The 19,037-nt window shown below is 44.9% G+C and carries 18 protein-coding genes; 16 read left to right on the plus strand and 2 right to left on the minus strand.

Going from position 1 to position 19,037, the window contains the following annotated elements; all coding sequences use genetic code 11:
* Positions 1-61: 61 nt before the first annotated feature.
* The 4 genes from hutW (at position 62) to L3V37_RS02390 (ending at position 3,189) form a co-directional block, all read left to right on the plus strand.
* A complete protein-coding gene (gene hutW, locus L3V37_RS02375) occupies positions 62-1,432 on the plus strand; it encodes a heme anaerobic degradation radical SAM methyltransferase ChuW/HutW (RefSeq protein ID WP_237305757.1) in 1,371 nt (456 codons plus the stop codon).
* A 32-nt stretch (positions 1,433-1,464) separates the two neighbouring features.
* A complete protein-coding gene (gene hutX, locus L3V37_RS02380) occupies positions 1,465-1,968 on the plus strand; it encodes a heme utilization cystosolic carrier protein HutX (RefSeq protein WP_237305758.1) in 504 nt (167 codons plus the stop codon).
* A gap of 56 nt (positions 1,969-2,024) precedes the next feature.
* Positions 2,025-2,555, plus strand: a complete 531-nt coding sequence (gene hutZ, locus L3V37_RS02385; RefSeq protein WP_005375331.1) for a heme utilization protein HutZ — start codon at positions 2,025-2,027, stop codon at positions 2,553-2,555.
* A 97-nt stretch (positions 2,556-2,652) separates the two neighbouring features.
* Positions 2,653-3,189: an ATP:cob(I)alamin adenosyltransferase gene (locus L3V37_RS02390; RefSeq protein WP_054574455.1), complete on the plus strand. Its 537-nt coding sequence runs from the start codon at positions 2,653-2,655 to the stop codon at positions 3,187-3,189.
* A gap of 80 nt (positions 3,190-3,269) precedes the next feature.
* Here the strand turns inward: L3V37_RS02390 and L3V37_RS02395 are convergent, their stop codons facing one another.
* On the minus strand, positions 3,270-4,184 hold the full coding sequence (locus L3V37_RS02395; protein WP_033906782.1) for a chemotaxis protein: 915 nt from the start codon (positions 4,182-4,184) through the stop codon (positions 3,270-3,272).
* 215 nt (positions 4,185-4,399) lie between these two features.
* On the opposite strand from L3V37_RS02395, the gene ppiC reads away from it, so the two are divergent.
* From ppiC to L3V37_RS02425, 6 genes are all read left to right on the plus strand, one after another.
* Positions 4,400-4,741: a peptidylprolyl isomerase PpiC gene (gene ppiC, locus L3V37_RS02400; RefSeq protein ID WP_258460894.1), complete on the plus strand. Its 342-nt coding sequence runs from the start codon at positions 4,400-4,402 to the stop codon at positions 4,739-4,741.
* 343 nt (positions 4,742-5,084) lie between these two features.
* Positions 5,085-6,389, plus strand: coding sequence for an MATE family efflux transporter (locus tag L3V37_RS02405; protein ID WP_237305760.1), 1,305 nt, complete (start codon positions 5,085-5,087; stop codon positions 6,387-6,389).
* Positions 6,390-6,561: 172 nt separating this feature from the next.
* Entirely contained in the window at positions 6,562-7,323 is a 762-nt protein-coding gene (locus tag L3V37_RS02410) for an ATP-binding cassette domain-containing protein (RefSeq protein ID WP_237305761.1), read from the plus strand.
* Positions 7,324-7,343: 20 nt separating this feature from the next.
* Positions 7,344-8,192, plus strand: coding sequence for an ABC transporter ATP-binding protein (locus L3V37_RS02415; RefSeq protein WP_237305762.1), 849 nt, complete (start codon positions 7,344-7,346; stop codon positions 8,190-8,192).
* Positions 8,182-9,696 (plus strand): ABC transporter substrate-binding protein, encoded by a 1,515-nt coding sequence (locus L3V37_RS02420; RefSeq protein ID WP_038896354.1) that lies wholly within the window; start codon positions 8,182-8,184, stop codon positions 9,694-9,696. The genes L3V37_RS02415 and L3V37_RS02420 overlap by 11 nt, the downstream gene beginning before the upstream one ends.
* Before the next feature lie 46 nt (positions 9,697-9,742).
* Positions 9,743-11,455 (plus strand): ABC transporter permease subunit, encoded by a 1,713-nt coding sequence (locus L3V37_RS02425; protein WP_237305776.1) that lies wholly within the window; start codon positions 9,743-9,745, stop codon positions 11,453-11,455.
* 177 nt (positions 11,456-11,632) lie between these two features.
* Here the strand turns inward: L3V37_RS02425 and L3V37_RS02430 are convergent, their stop codons facing one another.
* Positions 11,633-12,391, minus strand: a complete 759-nt coding sequence (locus L3V37_RS02430; RefSeq protein ID WP_005375354.1) for a DeoR/GlpR family DNA-binding transcription regulator — start codon at positions 12,389-12,391, stop codon at positions 11,633-11,635.
* Between the two features lie 274 nt (positions 12,392-12,665).
* Between L3V37_RS02430 and ltnD the strand changes: the two genes are divergently transcribed.
* The 6 genes from ltnD to L3V37_RS02460 all read left to right on the plus strand — a co-directional run bounded on the left by ltnD (position 12,666) and on the right by L3V37_RS02460 (position 18,805).
* A complete protein-coding gene (gene ltnD / locus L3V37_RS02435; RefSeq protein WP_005375356.1) occupies positions 12,666-13,574 on the plus strand; it encodes an L-threonate dehydrogenase in 909 nt (302 codons plus the stop codon).
* A gap of 25 nt (positions 13,575-13,599) precedes the next feature.
* On the plus strand, positions 13,600-14,856 hold the full coding sequence (gene otnK, locus L3V37_RS02440) for a 3-oxo-tetronate kinase (RefSeq protein ID WP_048625565.1): 1,257 nt from the start codon (positions 13,600-13,602) through the stop codon (positions 14,854-14,856).
* An 11-nt stretch (positions 14,857-14,867) separates the two neighbouring features.
* On the plus strand, positions 14,868-15,515 hold the full coding sequence (locus L3V37_RS02445) for an aldolase (RefSeq protein ID WP_195723059.1): 648 nt from the start codon (positions 14,868-14,870) through the stop codon (positions 15,513-15,515).
* Entirely contained in the window at positions 15,515-16,291 is a 777-nt protein-coding gene (gene otnI / locus L3V37_RS02450) for a 2-oxo-tetronate isomerase (RefSeq protein ID WP_130545818.1), read from the plus strand. Before L3V37_RS02445 ends, otnI begins: the two co-directional genes overlap by 1 nt.
* Positions 16,292-16,352: 61 nt before the next feature.
* Positions 16,353-17,312: a D-erythronate dehydrogenase gene (gene denD / locus L3V37_RS02455; protein ID WP_017635260.1), complete on the plus strand. Its 960-nt coding sequence runs from the start codon at positions 16,353-16,355 to the stop codon at positions 17,310-17,312.
* A complete protein-coding gene (locus tag L3V37_RS02460) occupies positions 17,312-18,805 on the plus strand; it encodes a GntP family permease (RefSeq protein ID WP_048625307.1) in 1,494 nt (497 codons plus the stop codon). The genes denD and L3V37_RS02460 overlap by 1 nt, the downstream gene beginning before the upstream one ends.
* The last annotated feature ends 232 nt before the right edge of the window (positions 18,806-19,037 follow it).

The raw sequence follows: 19,037 nt of genomic DNA on the forward strand, positions 1-19,037 counted from the left end.
TCTTGCAGAATTTTTAAGATCAGCCTCCATCCCTTACATGATGGGAGTTAAGCGAGTATATATGAGCGTCGATATCGATAAGCTTGATGAATCAGTGTTGGGCAGTGATAGTCCTGATCCATTGCGATTTGCTTTTGTTAAGAAGCATTCTGCACATGCCGGGGGAGCGAGCGTACCTGTGCCCTCGTCTCAACAACAGGCGATTTTTTCGAGTATTACGGCTAACTCAATTAAAGCGACCAATAAGCGCTGTCTTTATATTCATGTTCCGTTTTGTCGCGTTCGTTGCACTTTTTGTAACTTCTTTCAAAATGCTGCAAGTCGCACACTGGTTGATGAGTACTTTGAAGCATTAATGCAGGAGCTTAGAGAGAAAGCGGCATTACCTTGGACACAAAATGGTATTTTTCACGCCGTATATATCGGGGGCGGAACGCCAACGGATTTATCTCCAGTACAGGTTCGTGTGTTAGGCCAGGCTATCCGAGACCACTTTCCTTTGGCTGCAGACTGCGAAATCACCTTAGAAGGTCGCATCAATCGTTTTTCTGATGAGTTGTATCAAGGCGCTTTAGAGGGTGGGTTTAATCGTTTCTCTTTTGGTGTGCAAAGTTTTAATACACAAGTGCGCCGCAGCGCAAAACGTTTAGATGATAGGGAAGATGTCCTCAAACGAGTGAGCGAGATCGCCAAAGAAGACAAAATTCCGGTCATTATCGATTTACTCTATGGCTTACCTTATCAAACCAAAGAAGTGTTAGAGCAAGATTTAAATGATTTCCTCTCGACTGGCGCACACGGACTGGATTTGTATCAGTTAGTGGTTGGTGGGTCAGCTCCCATGCTCAACCTCGTAGAAAAGGGAAAAATCCCGCCACCTGCGACCACACCAGAAAAAGCGGGAATGTACGAGCTCGGTGTGAACTTTATGGCCAAACACCATATGAAGCAACTTAGCGTGAACCATTGGGCAATCGATAACCGCGAGCGTAGTTTATACAATAGTTTAGCCAAGACTTATGCAGAGGTATTGCCAATTGGCTGTGGTGCTGGAGGTAATATCGGTGGCTACGGGATGATGCAACACCGCACACTAGAGACCTATATTAAAGCGGTCAAAGAAGGTCAAAGCACCATCGCGATGATGATGAAGCAAAGCTCTCTAGAACCACTTTTTTCTGCACTCAAATCTGCGTTTGACCGTGGCATTGTTCAAGCAAATCAACTTCCATCATTTATGGGAGAGGACGCGTTCGGGTTTTTATTGCCTCTATTTAAAGTGTGGCAAGCGAAAGGCTTAGTACAACTACATGAACGTAGCGCAGTCCTTACTCTTGCAGGCAGCTTCTGGGCAGTGTCATTGGCTCAAAGTTGTATTCAGGTACTCACGTCAGAGATGAACGAAACCGTACCGAAAGCATCCAATAATTAATGAAAACAAATTGAACAAAAACGGAAGACACAATGGAATCAATCAAGCAACAAGTTGAAGTATTACTAGTGCAAGAACCACAATTATTGCCAGCTGCGATGGCAGAGCGTCTTGGCATTTCCGAGTTTGAGGTTGTTGCGGCTCTACCTCAGGAAATGGTGGCTATTGCACCAGGAGAGCAAGCGCAAAGCATCCTAGAAAGTTTGGTTGGTTTTGGCCCGGTGACGACCATCGTCCACTCTTTTGGTTCTATCTTTGAAGTTAAAGCGCCGTTTCCAAAAGGAAAAGTGGCGCGTGGCTATTACAATTTAATGGGTAGAGAAGGTGAACTGCACGGCCACCTTAAATTAGATAACGTTAAAAATGTCGCATTAGTCAGTAAACCGTTTATGGGTAGAGAGAGTCACTATTTTGGTTTTTTCTCAGAGTGCGGAAGCAATATTTTCAAGGTTTATTTAGGCCGTAACGAAAAGCGCGAGTTGATTGAAGAGCAAGTAACCGCATTTCGCGCCCTACAAGCCGAATTAAAAAAGTAATCACAAACATAATCGAGGCTTAACTCGAATACTAATTAGTAAAGTCAGGTATCAATATGGATCAACAAGTTAAACAAGAGCGTTTGCAAGGTCGTTTAGGGCCAGAGATCAAAGAGTTCCGTCAGGAGCGTCGTACACTTCAGCTTGCAACTGTCGATGCAGAAGGTCGCCCGAATGTAAGCTACGCGCCTTATGTCCAAAACCAGGAAGGTTATTTCGTTCTCATTTCTAAAATCGCTCGTCATGCCCGTAACCTTTTAGAAAATCCAAATGTTTCATTGATGATGATCGAAGATGAAGAGTCTTCAAAGCAGCTGTTTGCTCGTAAGCGCTTAACTTTTGATGCGGTAGCAAATGTAGTTGAGCGAGACACAGAGATGTGGCAACAAGTTGTTGGACAAATGAAAGAGCGTTTTGGTGAGATTATTGATGGTCTAAGCCAGCTAGAGGATTTCGTGTTGTTCAACTTAAAGCCAGAATCGGGGCTATTTGTTAAAGGTTTTGGTCAGGCGTATCAAGTGTCTGGTGATGATTTAGTCGATTTTGTTCACCTTCAAGAAGGTCACAAGAAAGTCGAAAGTGCCTGATTGTAAACCGATCATATGACTGTCGATTATTTGGCATAATGAACGTTTAAAGGGAGTTAGGTTATACTGACTCCCTTTTTTATATTGGAACAAAAGCATGAAACCTGTAAGTAAGGAATTGAGCGAGATTTGCTATCCGTTTATTTACGAGGACAGTCCGGTTTGTGACTTTGAAATTACAGCAGATGAACTTTGTAGTCGTATTGGCCTTGTTCTCGCTATGGAGTTGGACGAGTTTAGCCGCGATATACTGACAAGAATGCAGCCTAATGTTTATCATCTAAATGGTTCGGTTCGCGGAAAATTAGCGATTACAGAAGCGGAAGTTGAAGAGTTAAAGGCCGATTATGCTTTGCTCAAGCAACGTATTGATGGCGGCTTCAAAGGCTTTGTTCTACCCGGAGGGCACCCGGCAGCCAGTCAATTGCATTTGTGCCGTTGCCAAGCTAAAAAAACGGTACGAGCATTAGTTGCCGTTGAACATACAGGTAAGAAGCAGCCCGCACCTATTTTGTTTCGTTACGCGAACTTATTAGCGAATGTACTTTACAGCCTAGCTTCTTATATTAATCATACTCATCAAGTCAAAGAGACGGAATTCGTTTCTCGTAGTTACGCGATGCCAAAGAAGTGAGCTGAGAAATTAGCGGATGTGAGCATCAGGGATAGAACAAGCACTGCATTATATTCTCAAATCAACTCGTCCAATAAGAGTTAAGAAGTCATAGCTTTGGCTTCTAGCTCTTTTGCTCCGCGAAGCATCGCTTCGATTAGTTCTCCTGCATTGAATTTCTCAAGTGCCTCATGCGCGCCAACTTGGTGAGCTCTGTCTACACAGATTTCGCTCGATAACGATGTATGTAAAATGCGGTATGAATGGTTCAGAGAGGAATTATTCTGAACTTCAAATGCTAATTCGTAACCGTCTAATCCGGGCATTTCAATATCGCTGACCAGAATATCAATTGGGCGATGAGCCGCAGCGTCACTTTTCATCAGTTCCAATGCATCTAAACCATTTTTACAGATTTGATACCCAATATTGATGCTATCGAGTGCGTCACACAGCTGTTTACGAGCGATGGAAGAGTCATCCACCAATAGAATACTGAGTGCTTTTAGGCGTTCTCGCTCAATATCTGTCAGCATTGGTATCTTTGAATTCTCGTACTGCGGATAAATTTTGGAAAGTAGCAGTTCCACATCCAGCATTTGAACAGTTTTGTCCTCGTAGCGAGTAATTCCAGTCACGAAAATATTTTTTCCAGCGCTCGGAGGTGGCGTTTCAATAGCTTTCCAATCGCACTCAATGATCTTCTCTATACTACGAACCATAAAAGCAACCACGGTTCGCAAGCAATCTGTCACGATCAAGTAGCAGCTTTTATATTCTTCTTCACTTATAGGACGAAAGCCAACAGCCGCTGACATATCGATCACTGGTACTGTTAAGTTACGTATCGTAACGGTTCCAATGACGTGATGATGCGAGTAAGGGATCTTCGTCGTTGGCATGTATGGGACGATTTCACGGACTTTTAGCGTACCGATAGCGAAACTCTGTTGCAGGGTGAGCTTAAACATCAACATGCCCTGAGATTGATTCGCTTTGCTAATGACTTTTGCCATGAAAATAACCTTATAAACACCACCGAATTGTGTCTAATCTAATCTTATCAGACGAAGGCTTCAACCATCGGAGAGACAAATGTGAGCTTTTTAGACAATCTTTTAGAGACATAGTGATTAACTGAGCAAAACTTGTTTGTATTTTAAACTCATTATGTAGACGATTTTATATTCCTCGTGTATTGGGGCCTTTACCGCTGAGCTATTATTAAGAAATGTTTGGTCTGTTAAAAAGGATTGGGTACACTTGCGCGACCAGAATAGTGAGAGATAGATCAATGGCAAATACAGCAGCCGCATTACATATTCTTGTGAAGCACAAAGAGCAAGCGGAAGACATAATCAAGCAACTGAAAAAAGGCGCAAAGTTTCAGACATTAGCGAAGAAGTATTCAACTTGCCCGTCAGGCAAACGCGGTGGTGACCTTGGTGAATTCCGCCGTGGTCAAATGGTACCTCAATTCGACAAAGTGTGCTTTTCTGGCGAAGTGTTAACGCCGCATTTAGTTAAAACCAAGTTCGGTTGGCATATTGTGAAGGTGCTTTACAGAACATAAGGCTTGGTATCAACCTAAACATTGTCAGATGAAACCCACAAGCATTAAATATCATCTGTACGGTCTCTTTTCACCAATCACTACCGTTATGACATGGCAGATACATTCTGATCTGCCATGCTCAACCAAACGCTAATCTTTCCAAACTAGAAACTCATTTATATGCAGTTAACTTGGCTTTTCTCATAAGTCGTTATCCTATTTCAAGCTTTGGTATGAGAATACGTTTGCCGGTTGTATCAATTATCAATGCTATTCCTTGCTGGCGAACTTTGGTTCATGTTCGGGCGCCATTCGCATATGATAGCGACCTTATAAAAATTAACCCCGTTCATAATTTAAGATGTCCCTGACTCATAAAGACTATTTTAAAATCGCATTTCCTTTCATCGTTTCTACTGTTACCCAGCCATTATTGGGGGCGGTGGACACCGCGGTGATCGGTAAACTCGGTGTGGCTGAGATGATTGGTGGGGTGGCGATCGGCACCGTCATCATGAATACCTTGTATTGGCTGTTTAGCTTTTTCCGCGTCAGTACTACCGGGCAAAGTGCAATCGCATTAGGTAAAAACAGCCCAGAAGATCAAGCGAGCAGCTTATTCCGTCCTTTCGTGCTTTCGCTCTGCCTTGGCTTGATTTTCATTGCGTTGCAGTCCGTGATTTGGATGGGGGCAGAGCTGATTCTCTCCCCTGATGCAGTCGTGGCAGAAAACGCTAAGACTTACTTCGATATCATGATCTTTGGTGCGCCGTTTGTACTGCTGAACTACACCGTGATTGGTTGGTTGATGGGGCAGGCGAAAGCCAAAGAAACCTTGTTCACGCAAGTGTTTGGTAACGTGCTGAACATCGTGCTGGATATCGTCTTTGTGTTGTACTTTGATATGGGCATTGCTGGTGTTGCGGTGGCGACACTTATCGCGCAAATCTCGACGTTTGTTATTGGTGCGGTGCTGGTGTTGAAAACCTGTCGCTTCCCGCTGTTTGATCACATTCAGACCGCAAAAATGACGCGTAAAGATCTCAAAGTCATTGCGTCTTCCAATATGGATCTGCTGCTTCGTACTGTGTGTCTATTGGTGTTCTTCAACATGATGGCGCGTGTAGGCTCTCAGCTTGGTTCTGATGTGCTTGCTGCGAACGCAATCTTGATGCAAGTGACCTTTATCGTCAGCTACATGTTCGACGGTGTGGCGAATGCGTCGAGCGTCTTTGCCGGTAAAGCGGTAGGACAGAAGAATCCGACATTGCTTGATAACGTGATTAAGCTAAACACGCAATGGACCGCGGCGTTCGTTCTTGTATTGACCTTGCTGTTGGTGCTGTTCAGACACCAAGTGGTGATGTTGTTTACCACCTTGCCAAACCTTGTTGAACTGTATCTAGACATGAGCCCTTGGTTATTGGCATTCCCGTTGGTTGCTGGTTTTGGTCTTACGTTTTACGGCATCTTTACTGGCACAGGGACGACGCGACCAGTGCGTAACTCCACATTTCTAACCATGGTGTTGTTCTTAGTGACTCAATTTATTGCGGTGCAATATTGGGGCAATCACGGTTTGTGGCTGGCATTCACTTTGTTCTACGTTGGGCGTTTTGTCTTCTTGTTCCCATACCTCGGTCAAGTTAAACAAAAGTGTCTTTAATTCACACTGTCACAAACGACCTAATTTAGATGTTCTTATAACAAGGGTGGAGCCATCTGCCCTTGCTGATAAATCTGAAAAAGGTGATGAAATAGCCTTTCCGACTGGTTTCCTTGCTTTAACCCGCATGATATTATTTGTGATGTTATATTATTACATTTAGTTTGATGCCGTGATTTCTCAACCAGTACTCTCCGTTAATAATCTCAGCCTTACAGACTCGGAGCGCACACTCTTCAAAGACATTTCTTTTGAGCTGTTTCAAGGTGAAGTTCTTGCCATTATGGGACCTTCCGGCATTGGTAAATCCATGTTGTCGAAAGCCTTCGCAGGTATTTTGCCGTCTGATATTAGGGTAGACGGAAGTATCCAGCTTAACAGCAGTGAAGTCGCACAAACTGCCATGCTGCAACGCAGTCAGTCGCAGCGTCCCGCGGTCATTTTCCAAGATGCACTTAAAGCGCTGAATCCATTGGCGTCTGTCGAACAACAACTGTGTTTGGCATTGACGGGCAACAAAACACGCTTGTCTTCAGCGAACCGTGACACGGTGACGACCTTGTTGTCTCAACTCGGATTTACGGATCCAAAAGCAGCATTGGCGCAGCATCCGAGCCAGTTATCTGGTGGTCAGCGTCAGCGTATTTGTATTGCGATTGCGCTGCTTGGTAGTGCCAACTTGATCATCGCTGATGAGCCCACCAGTGCGCTCGATCCAATCACCGAAGCGGAGATCCTTGAGTTGTTTCGCAGTAGTGTTCAGCAACGCAACATCAGTGGTTTGTTGATCACGCACGATCTGTCTGCGGCTTTGGCGTGTGACAAAGTCTTGGTGATTGCGGACAACACCATGGTGGCTTATGGCGCACCTTGGCAAGCCATTCAGCAAAGTTCGCATCCTTTCTGCCAACAACTTACGCAACTGCTGCTTTAACCTCATCTCTGGAGCCTATTTTGACTAAGCACAACTTGAGCGGGCACACGCAGCCTAAATCGGCGGAAGTTCGCTTTGAGCAAGCCAGTGTTCATTATTACTCCAAACCAAGTTGGTTAGGGGGCAAACCGTTTAAAGCGCTCGAACAATTGGATCTTGCCATCGACACAAAGAACATTGCGATTGTTGGTCCTTCTGGTGCGGGTAAATCGACCTTGATTGAACTTCTGTTTGGTCTTCGTAAGCCCACATCTGGTGAAGTGTATGTGTGTGGTTATCCGTTATCGCGTAGCTCGGCTAAGCAGCGTCAAGAGTTGTGTCAGCACATTCAATTGATTCCGCAAGAGCCGCAGTCTAGCTTGAATCCGTACTACACCATTCGCCAGATCTTACTGGAGCCGCTAAGCAATATTGGCTTAACGCAAGAGCTTAACGAGAAGGTGGAAAAGGTCTTGGCGGATGTCGGTTTGGATCTCACATTGTTAGATCGTAACCCTCAGCAATTATCAGTTGGGCAAGCGCAACGTGTAGCTATCGCCAGAGCTTTGATTGTTGAGCCTTGTGTGTTGGTTGCCGATGAGCCAACGAGTAGCTTAGACCCCGTCAGTCGTAAACAGATTCTCGACCTGTTGGCAGGCATTCAAAAGAGTCGTCAGATGCGCCTGATTTTGGTGACACATGATCTCGATGCGGCACAAACCCTATGCGATGAAATCCTAGTGTTAGACAAAGGACGCGTTGTCGAGCACGGCACAGCACAGAACGTGACAAATAACCCATCGCACTTGATCACGAGAACCTTGATGAGCGCTCAACACAAAAGTAATGAATTCACAAAAACCATTGGAGAGGTTTCTTATGCACCTTAGTACTCCCAAGTTAGCTTTGTCGCTGGCTTTAAGCGCATTGCTGACGGGTTGTTTTGACTCTGGCGAAAGCAAGCCAGAAGCGGAAAAAGCAGCTGCACCGCAAGCAACGGAAATTCGCGTTGCCATGATGCAACCACCACGCACAGGTTTATCGCCACTTTCAGATGACGCGTTCAAACTGTCACGTTGGAGCACGGCAGAAACGCTAGTGAACCTAAACGATCAGTCGGTAGCAGAACCTATGCTGGCAACAGAGTGGGAACAAGTTGACCCGATGACGTGGCAGTTTACGGTACGTAAAGGCGTGAAATTCCACGATGGTTCTGACCTTGATGCCAATGCGGTTGTGAACTCTCTACAAAAAGCATTAGATGCTGCACCAAAACCACGCATTTTGGATGGTATCGAATGGCAAGTTAGCGCACTGGACGACTTCACTGTTGAAATCAAAACGACCTTTAACGATCCATTGTTGCCAAGCCGTCTATCTAGCCCACAGCTAGCGATCCTTTCTGGTGCTGCATATCAAGAAAACGGTCGCGTTGTGCCAATTAATGCGGGTACCGGTCCATTCGTTCTGACAGAAATCAACGGTACAACCAGCGCTAAATTGAAGCGTTTTGACGGTTACTGGGGCGAAAAAGCAAAAGTAGACAGTATCTTTGCTGAATACGTACCAAACGGTTTTGCTCGTGCTGCGGCACTACGTACCGGTGAGGCGGATGTCGTTGAAGCCGTTCCTGTATCGCAAATCGCGATGATGGAATCTTCACAGCTGCACGAAGTCGCAATGCCGCGTACCAACACGCTTTACCTAAACAACAAATCAGATGTGTTTAGCCAGTTCGGTTTGCGTAAAGCAGCAGCTCAAGCGGTTAACCGTGAGCAAATCATCAAAACGGTTTACGAGAACCACGCCGACTCAGCGAAAGGTTTGTTAGGTCCTGCATTGGCATGGGCTCAACCAATTCGTGATGCGAACCCTCGTATGGAAACTATGGAAATGCGCCACGCGAATGGTGAGAAGATCACCATCGGTACATTTACCGACCGTGCAGAGTTGCCAGAAGTGGCGGTGCTACTAAAGCAACAACTTGAAGCGGCTGGCTTTGTGGTTGAGCTAGACGTTCGTGAATACGCACAAATCGAAAACGATGCACTAGCAGGTAAGTTCGATGCGTTCTTGTTGTCACGTGCAACGGTGCTGGATTCTGGTGACCCAGTGGCGTACATGCAAAGTGACTTTAGCTGTAAAGGTTCTTACAACCTAGGTCAGTTCTGCTCTGAAGAAGTGGACGCAGCATTGAAACACGCTGACCGTCAACCATTGGGTGAGAAACGCCAACAAGCGATCATCGAAGCAGAAAGCAAAATCCTTGAGCAATACGCTGTGATTCCACTGCTTCACGAGCGTGTAATCCAAGGTGAGAGTGACCGCGTGAAGAACGCACAACGTGACCCACGTGAGCGTCGCCTGATCGACCAGTTTACTGAGGTGAACTAACTCGATGTCGTCTGCTGCCAACATGCGCTCTCGTTGGAGCGCTTGTATGCCTGAATGGTTTACGCGTTTTTTGTCGCGCTTCCTGTCACTCGGGGTAGTGGTTGTGCTGGTGGGTTTGATGCCGGATATTGCCGGTATCGATCCAAGCCAATCAATCCTCCGTGCCCGTGCGGGGGCTCAACAATTGCTGACGGCAGAAGCTCTGCAAGCAATTCGAGAAGATCTTCAACTTGACCGCAGCGCTGCTGAGCGACTGTGGGATTGGTTGACGCTTGCCATGCAAGGTGACTTAGGTGTCTCTTGGGTGAGCGGGGCGTCCGTCATGGAGAGCGTTCAACAAACCGCAAAAACGTCACTATTACTGATGCTTACAGCGTTAGGTATGGCATTTGTAATGTGTATGGCGAGCGTGCTTTACACCGTGCGTCGTTGGCAACAGAATCGTTTAGACAAGCATCATGACACGCTCAGTTCGGTGTTGGTCTCATTGCCGGAATACGTGATTGCTTCATTGCTGATCATGGTATTTTCCATTTGGTTGGGTTGGTTCCCACCTTATGGTTGGCAAGGCGTGCAAAACCTCTGGCTACCAAGTTTGGCAATGGCATTGCCTGCTGCTGGTTTGTTCGGGCGCTTGCTCAATGACAGCCTCAAGCGAGTATTAGATGAGCCTTGGGTGATCACTTGGCTATCGGCAAACGTCAGTAAGTTTCAAATCTTACGCTTTGCCTTGTGGCGTGCCGTTAGTAACTTGATTCCTCAAATCGCAATGACGGTGATTGGTTTAACCGGCGGCGCGGTTGCTGTGGAACAAGTGTTTTCCATTCCGGGCATCGGACGACTAATCTTAGGTGCAGCGAAGTCACAAGATCTGCCGATGCTGCAAGGTGGTTTGTTAGTGTTGCTGGTGTTCTCGATGTTGATCAGCAGTGCGAGCATCTTATTGCAACGCTGGTTACTCGGGCACAGTGTCACGAGTGGCAAGTTGATCAGCAGTCACAGCACATTCCGTTTTACCCAAAGCACCACCAAACGTATTGTCAGTGCGACAATCTTTGCCTTGCTGATTGGTTGTGCGGGATGGGCGTTAATGCGCGATCCTTACACCATCCAATTTACCCGCCTTGAATCGCCAAGCTTAGCTGTCCCGTTGGGTGCCGATGCGGTTGGTCGAGATCTGCTTGCTCGTGTTGGCGGCGGTATGATGTCGACAATCAAAATGGGCATCATCGCAACGTTCCTAAGTTTGGTGATTGGTTTGCTGCTCGGCTTCGTGACTCGTTATAGCCAAGGCTTAATTGAGATCACCAAAGGTGTGCCATACATTGTGGCGGGTCTGCTGATTGCTGGTCTAACGGGAATGAACCCAAACAGTGCCTTGATTGCGATTGTTATGGTGTCGTGGGCACCATTAGCGGCGCACTGTGCAAGTTTGTTGATGGAAGCCAAAGCGCAGCCTTACACGCATCTTGCGCCCATTTGGGGAACCAGTCAGTGGCGAGTACTCCGCTACTACTTGTTGCCTTATGTGCTGCCGCCATTGATTCGTCACGCGTTTCTGCGTTTGCCGTACATTACGCTCAGCCTGACTTCTCTGAGCTTTATCGGACTTGGCGTTAAGCCACCAGAACCTGAATGGGGCTTATTGATTGCAGAGAATCTGCCTTACATCGAGCGCTCACCATTAGGTGTCTTACTACCAATCTCAGGCTTGGTTTTGATGGCAATTGCGGTGAATTTGATTTTTGATGACAAGTGACGAGCAGCGATAGAGCGAAGTGAGCTTCCATATCCAGATGTAATCAGTAATTTGGTAATTTAGAAAACAAAAGGATGTGTTTTCTGCCAGAAAGTACACAGCACGGTCTATGTATATTGGAAGCACCTATAAATTAACGAGTATAAAAGTTACGCGAACTCAGATGTTTAGGTAGTGTTACTCTTTATACACACGTAATCCTTTATCCGTTAATTCTTGAGTGACCACTTCGGATAGGTTTCGATCGGTAATAATTCCGTCCAATTGCTCGATGTCTAATGCATGAAAGCTCGCTATCTGACCGTATTTAGTTGAGTCTGAGATCAGATAATTGGTTTGTGCCGCCTTGATGATTGCTTTTTTAACAAGAACTTTATTTTCATTAGGTGTTGATAAGCCTTTCAAGCTCCAAGATGAAGTCGAAATAAAGGCGATATCAATATTTAGCCCATTCAAGAACTCTGCGACTTTTCCACCAATGGTGGATTGGTTCTCGCGGTCAATTTTTCCCCCAGTGTGGTAAAGCTCACATTCACTGTGCGTCATAAGGAAAGCAGCAATAGAGAAGTCATTGGTGATCACTAAAAGATCATTACGATTTGCTATTTGATGGGCGATTTCTAGAGAGGTTGTTCCCGCATCCAAGTAAATCGTAGCGTCTTGACCAATTAACGTAGCCGCCAGCTTACCAATTTGGATTTTTTCATCCGCTTGTTGCTCGACCTTCGCATCATGGGAAAGTTCGGAATGTAGAGCTTGAGCGAGTTGCACTCCACCAGAAACAGAAACGACTTTACCTGAGGATTCAAGCTTCACGATATCACGACGAATGGTCATATGTGATACGCCAAGGTGGTCGGTTAAATCTGAAATGCTTAACACTTCTTGATGTGATAACAGGGATAATATGGTTCTTTGACGTTCTGCTGGGATCATAGTTTCACTTCTATATTCTTGTTTTTCAGTATCCTACCAATCTTTTCATTTGTTGTGAATATCTGTGAATTATGTTCTCAACGTTGTAAGAACAGCCTTCGCTTGTGTTAACTGCTCGGAATATCTCTTCCTATAAAGAGGTATATATCACGACATTGTTAATTTGTGTGAAAAAATGTGATTCAAAGCGAGGTCTTAGTATTAATCTTCACATATAATCACATCAACCAAACAAGAATTAACAAAGTTTAATAGACCAGAAGGCATTGTTTTTATGAGTGAAGTTCAATCTGTAGGTGTTATCGGTTTAGGCTCTATGGGAATGGGCGCCGCAAAGTCATGTGTGCGTGCAGGCCTAGATGTCTATGGTTTCGATTTAAATTCTCAAGCGCTTGAAGAGTTAGGTTCATTCGGTGCAAAAGCAGTTTCTACAAATGCAGTTGAGTTTGCAGATAAGCTTGATTCGGTTCTAGTTCTTGTTGTGAACGCAGCTCAAGTTAACACGGTCTTGTTCAAAACCGGTCTTGCTACAGCGCTTAAGCCGAATACGCCAGTAATGGTTTCAGCAACCATCTCAGCAGAAGACGCAAAACAAATTGAAGCGAAATTGGCAGAACACAATCTTGTGATGCTTGATGCACCGGTATCTGGTGGTGCTGCAAAAGCAGAATTAGGTGAGATGACTATTATGGCGTCGGGAGCGCAAAGCACATTTGATGCACTTGAACCAGTACTCAACGCAACGGCAGCTAAAGTCTACAACATCGGTGAAGCGATTGGCCTAGGCGCAACTGTGAAGATTATCCACCAATTGCTAGCAGGTGTTCATATCGCAGCTGGTGCTGAAGCAATGGCATTAGCGGCACGTGCAAACATTCCTCTTGACCTGATGTACGACGTGGTGACGAATGCAGCGGGTAACTCTTGGATGTTTGAGAACCGCATGAAGCATGTAGTTGATGGTGACTACTCCCCTAAATCTATGGTCGACATCTTTGTGAAAGATCTAAACCTCGTATCGGACACAGCAAAAGATCTCAAATTTCCACTTCCTCTATCAAGCACAGCACTAAACATGTTTTTGAGTGCAAGCAATGCTGGTTTTGGCCAGGAGGACGACAGTGCCGTTATCAAGATTTTTGATGGTATTGAGCTTCCAGGTGTAGAAAACAAACAGAAATAAGCGCACGTAAAACGGAGAAAAAATGATGTTATTAGGCGTTATCGCAGACGACTTTACTGGCGCAACAGACATCGCAGGTTTTCTTGTAGAAAACGGCATGCGCACAGTTCAGCTTAACGGTATTCCAAAAGAAGAGATTGATGTAAACGCAGATGCGGTCGTGATCAGTCTTAAATCTCGCTCTTGTCCTGTAGATGAGGCAATCGAAGATTCAGTAGCTGCGCTTAAGTGGCTGCAAGCAAATGGCTGTCAGCAGTTTTACTTCAAGTACTGCTCAACGTTTGACAGCACAGCAGAAGGTAACATTGGTCCTGTAACGGATGCACTGCTTGCAGAGCTAGGTGAAGCGTTCACCATTGTATGCCCATCATTACCAGTGAATGGTCGCACAGTTTACAACGGCCATCTATTTGTATTCCAAGACTTGCTAAGCGACTCAGGTATGCGTAATCACCCTGTGACCCCAATGACTGATTCAAGCCTAGTTCGTATGATGGACGCTCAATCTCAAGGCAAATCTGGCCTGGTGAACTTCCAAATAATTGAACAAGGTCCAAAAGCGGTAATTGAGCGCTTTGAAGAGCTAAAAGTACAAGGCAACCGCTATGCAGTGGTTGATGCATTCAATGCAGAGCATCTTGTCACACTTGGCCAAGCGGCGAAGTCTCTAAAACTGGTAACTGGTGGTTCTGGTTTGGCTGCGGGTATTGCTAAGAACTGGATAGAGAACCTTGAAGATCAAAGTGATGCGAAGCAAGAGGGGAACCCTAAAAAGGCACCAACCGTTGTGTTATCTGGGTCTTGTTCTGTCATGACCAACCAACAGGTCGCTGTTTACAAAGAAAAAGCGCCACACTTTGCTATTGATGTGAAGGCGTGTCTGACGGAAGAAGATTACTCAAATCAAGTGTTTGATTGGGTCATGACCAACATCGAAAGCGAGTTCGCACCACTGGTTTACGCAACCGCAGATGCAGCGGCGTTAAAAGCGATTCAACAAGAGTTTGGCGCGCATGCTTCAAGTCACGCGGTTGAACAATTCTTTAGCCAACTTGCAATCAAACTTCAGCAGCACGGTGTGAAAAATTTCATCGTTGCGGGTGGGGAAACCTCAGGGGTTGTAACCCAAAGCCTAGCCGTAAAAGGTTTTCATATCGGTCCTCAAATCGCACCAGGTGTACCTTGGGTGAAGTCACTTGAAGGCGAGCTTTCTTTGGCTCTGAAATCGGGCAACTTCGGCGATGAACACTTCTTTGCCAAAGCACAGTCGTTTTTTGAATAGGTGAGGTTGTTATGAATAAAGAATTGATGACAGAACAACAACTGCGAGAGCAAATGGTCACTATGGCGCGCTCTATGTTTGAACGTGGCTATGCGACTGGCGGCGCTGGCAACCTTTCTCTAAAACTGCCTAATGGACACTTTCTGGCAACGCCAACTGGTTCTTCGTTCGGCCGCTTGATTGCTGAAGAGCTTTCGGTTGTGGATATTGATGGTAACCATATCTCTGGTGAAAAGCCATCAAAAGAAGTGGCTTTTCATCTGGCGATTTATCGAAATAACTCAAAGTGTAATGCGATTGTGCATCTGCATTCTACTTACTTGACGGCGCTTTCTTGTCTTGAAGGTTTAGATCGCGAGAATGCCATCAAAGCTTTCACACCTTACTTTGTAATGCGCATTGGCGAACTGCCAGTGATTCCGTACCTGCGCCCGGGCGACCCTCAGATTGCTGAAGAACTTGCGCAGCGGGCTAGTGACTACCGAGCTTTCCTCCTGGCGAACCATGGTCCAGTGATCACGGGTACGGACTTTGAAGATGCAGTGGATAACGCAGAAGAGCTAGAAGAGACAGCGAAGCTAGCGTTCATTCTTAAAGAAAGCAACATCCGCTATTTAACGGATACTGAGATTCAAGACCTAAAAGGGAGAGGTAAGTAATGGCTAAATTCGCGGCAAATCTGACAATGTTATTCACAGAAGTTCCTTTTCTAGATCGTTTCGAAAAAGCACACCAAGCGGGCTTCAAAGCGGTGGAATACCTTTTCCCATACGCATTCGAAGCGCAAAAACTAGCAAGCAAGATACAGCAGTTTGGTTTTGAGCAAGCGTTATTCAACATGCCTCCAGGTGATTGGGATGCAGGTGAACGAGGTTTTGCAGCTATTCCGGGGCGTGAGGATGAATTTAAAACGAGCGTCGAGACTGCGTTGATGTACGCCAAGGCACTGAACTGTAAAAAGGTTCACGCTATGTCTGGCATTGTTGATTCACGCTTCACTCGTGATCAGCATATTGAAACCTTTATCTCAAACATTCGTTATGCAGCGGATAAGTTTGCCGAACATGGTGTTGAGCTGATGATTGAGCCACTCAACAATCGCGATGTACCGAACTACTTTGTTGCACATCAACGTGAAGCGGTTGAACTCATCAAACAAGTGGCTCGTCCAAACGTGAAATTGCAGCTCGATCTCTATCACGCACAAATTATGGACGGTGATCTGAGTACGTTGATTCGCGATGTGGCGCCATACACAGGCCATATTCAAATTGCTTCTGTGCCTGAAAGGCACGAACCATCGGAAGGCGAACTGAATTACCCACACCTATTCAATGTTTTGGATGACTCTGGTTACCAAGGCTGGATCGGTTGTGAATACAACCCAAGGCATAGCACGCAGCTAGGCCTTAGTTGGGTTAAACCATACCTATAACAATTTTAATTTCTATCCATAAATAACTTGAAACCAATTACAAAAACAAAGGGTCGTGACTATGAATATTATCATAACTGGAGGGGCGGGTTTTCTCGGAACCCTACTTGCCAAATCACTACTAAAAGAAAACAAAGCTGAAAGTATTACTATTGTCGACATTCAAAAGTCGCGCTTAGAGGGCATTGATGACCGAGTCGTTTCTTTAGTCATGGATATGACAAAGCGAGAAAATATAGACCAAGTTATTACTGCCGAAACGACACACATTTTTCATTTAGCGGCAATTGTATCGAGCCATGCTGAGCAAGATTTTGATTTAGGTGTAGCTGTAAACCTGACGACCACACAGTTATTGCTTGAGCGTTGCCGTAAAGTAAACCCTAATATTCGTTTTACGTTTGCTTCATCTTTAGCTGTCTTTGGTGGTGATCTTCCGGAAACGATTACACCAATAACAGCACTTCATCCTCAGTCATCCTACGGGACGCAAAAAGCCATAGGTGAGTTATTGGTTAACGACTATGCCCGTAAAGGCTTTGTTAAAGCTGTATCCGTACGTTTACCGACTATTTGTATTCGCCCTGGGAAACCAAACCTTGCCGCTAGCTCTTTCGTAAGCGGAATTATTCGTGAGCCTTTGAATGCTCAAGAATCAAATTGTCCTGTAGACCCTACGCTAAAACTTTGGATATCGAGCCCGTCTAGAGTGGTGGACAATATTCAATATGCAGGGCTAATGCCTTATGAGCAGTTAAATAATCTGTCCTATAGAACGCTTAATTTACCTGGTATTCAAACTACACCAGCTGAGATGATTCAAACAATGGACACTCTAATGGGTAAACAACTTTCTAATTATATTACTTATGAGCATGATGCGGGTATTGATCGTATTGTGAGTAGTTGGCCACAAAAAATTGATTGTACTAAAGAACTGGAGCTTGGATTTAAAGCAGACAGTAATTTCAAGGATGTATTACAACAATTTATTTCTGTTAACAATATGGAGATTGTCTAATGTTACCAACCTCAGTAATTGGACTAATAGTAGCCGTATCAGTCCTTGTTTTTCTTGTATTACGTACAAAAGTACATGTGTTAATTGCGATGTTAATTGCGGCATGTATCGCAGGTATTATTGGTGGGTTAAGTGTTGACGACACGATTGCGACCGTTAGCAAAGGATTTGGTGGAACATTAGGCGGTATAGGGATTGTCATCGGTCTCGGCGTTATGATGGGGGCTATTTTAGAGGCTTCTGGAGCAGGAGAAAGTATTGCCTATAATTTTATAAAGTGGTTAGGAAAAAAGAAAGAAGAGGCCGCTCTTGCTGTAACTGGCTATATTGTTAGCATCCCAATCTTTGTGGATAGCGCGCTTATCATTCTTTATCCAATTGCGAAGTCTTTGTCAAAAACGTCCAATCGCTCGATTTTAACGCTTACGGTTGCTCTGGCGGGCGGCTTGGTCGTAGCGCATCACGCTATTCCGCCGACTCCAGGGCCTTTGGGCGTTGCTGGTATCTTTGGTGTCGATCTTGCCAGCATGTTAGGTTTTGGTTTGATGATCGCAGCGCCTTGTGTCATGGGTATTGTTTGGTATGCAAGATGGTTAGAAAAGCAGTTTCCTGAATTCATTCCAACCGAACATTTCTCGAAGTCTAGTGAGCAACTGATTAATGATCACAAAGAGTACATTGCAAGTAAAGAAGCGAAAGACCTACCATCTTTAAGTAAATCTATCGCTCCAATTATTATCCCTATTTTACTTATACTTGCGAAATCAGTGATGGGTTTATTAGAGGGGACTTTCGGTTTCGAAGGGCTGACTGCAACAACATTTGGTCAATTTATCGCTTTTATCGGCAGCCCTACTATTGCACTATCAATAGCGACGTTATTAGCGGTTTACACATTGGGTAATAACCTTACCAAAGAAGAAGCGAATGAAAAGATGGAACAAGGAATCTCCACTTGTGGCATCATTTTGTTAGTAACAGGAGCTGGTGGCGCGTTAGGTGCCGTATTGCGTGAAACGGGTGCGGGCGCAGAGATTGCTAACCAAGTTGCAGGGCTTCCTATTTCTGCGGTTATGATTCCATTTATTATTGCGACGTTAGTTCGTATTATTCAGGGATCTGGTACAGTCTCCATGATAACCGCTGCTTCTATATCTGCCCCAGTTTTAGTGAATATTCCTGATGTTAACCTTTTATTCGCAGCGACGGCAGCTACGATGGGATCTCTATTTGCTGGCTACTTTAATGACTCGTTATTCCATATTGTTAATCGACTAATGGGGGTGACTGAGGTTAAGAAACAACTCATCATTTGGACTATTCCAACAACAATTGCTTGGGCTATTGGTGGTTCATTAGTCATGATTCTTAACTTATTCTTCGGATCTCATGGTTCAATCTTTGATCCCGTGTTACCACTTGCTGTACTTTTGGGGTGTATTGCATTTACAAAATCTTACAGCGCTAAGCACGTCGAATTACAAGAGGTATAAAGGTTTACTTGTACTCTTCCATAAAGTCAAAACCTATCACAATATGTATTTTTAGCAGATAGTTTAGGGATTTTTAATAATATGAACGGCCCTATGTTTGGGCCGTTTTAGTTCTGATAACTAAACTATTTAACTTGAACTGATATAGTTTCTTTCAACCTAATCGATATGAAATGGAATCTCTATTTCCCGTTTAGTTAACGATTACCTATAAAGGATATATTCGAGTTTA

It is taken from the genome of Vibrio sp. D54 (assembly GCF_021728075.1).
Classification (GTDB): domain Bacteria; phylum Pseudomonadota; class Gammaproteobacteria; order Enterobacterales; family Vibrionaceae; genus Vibrio; species Vibrio alginolyticus.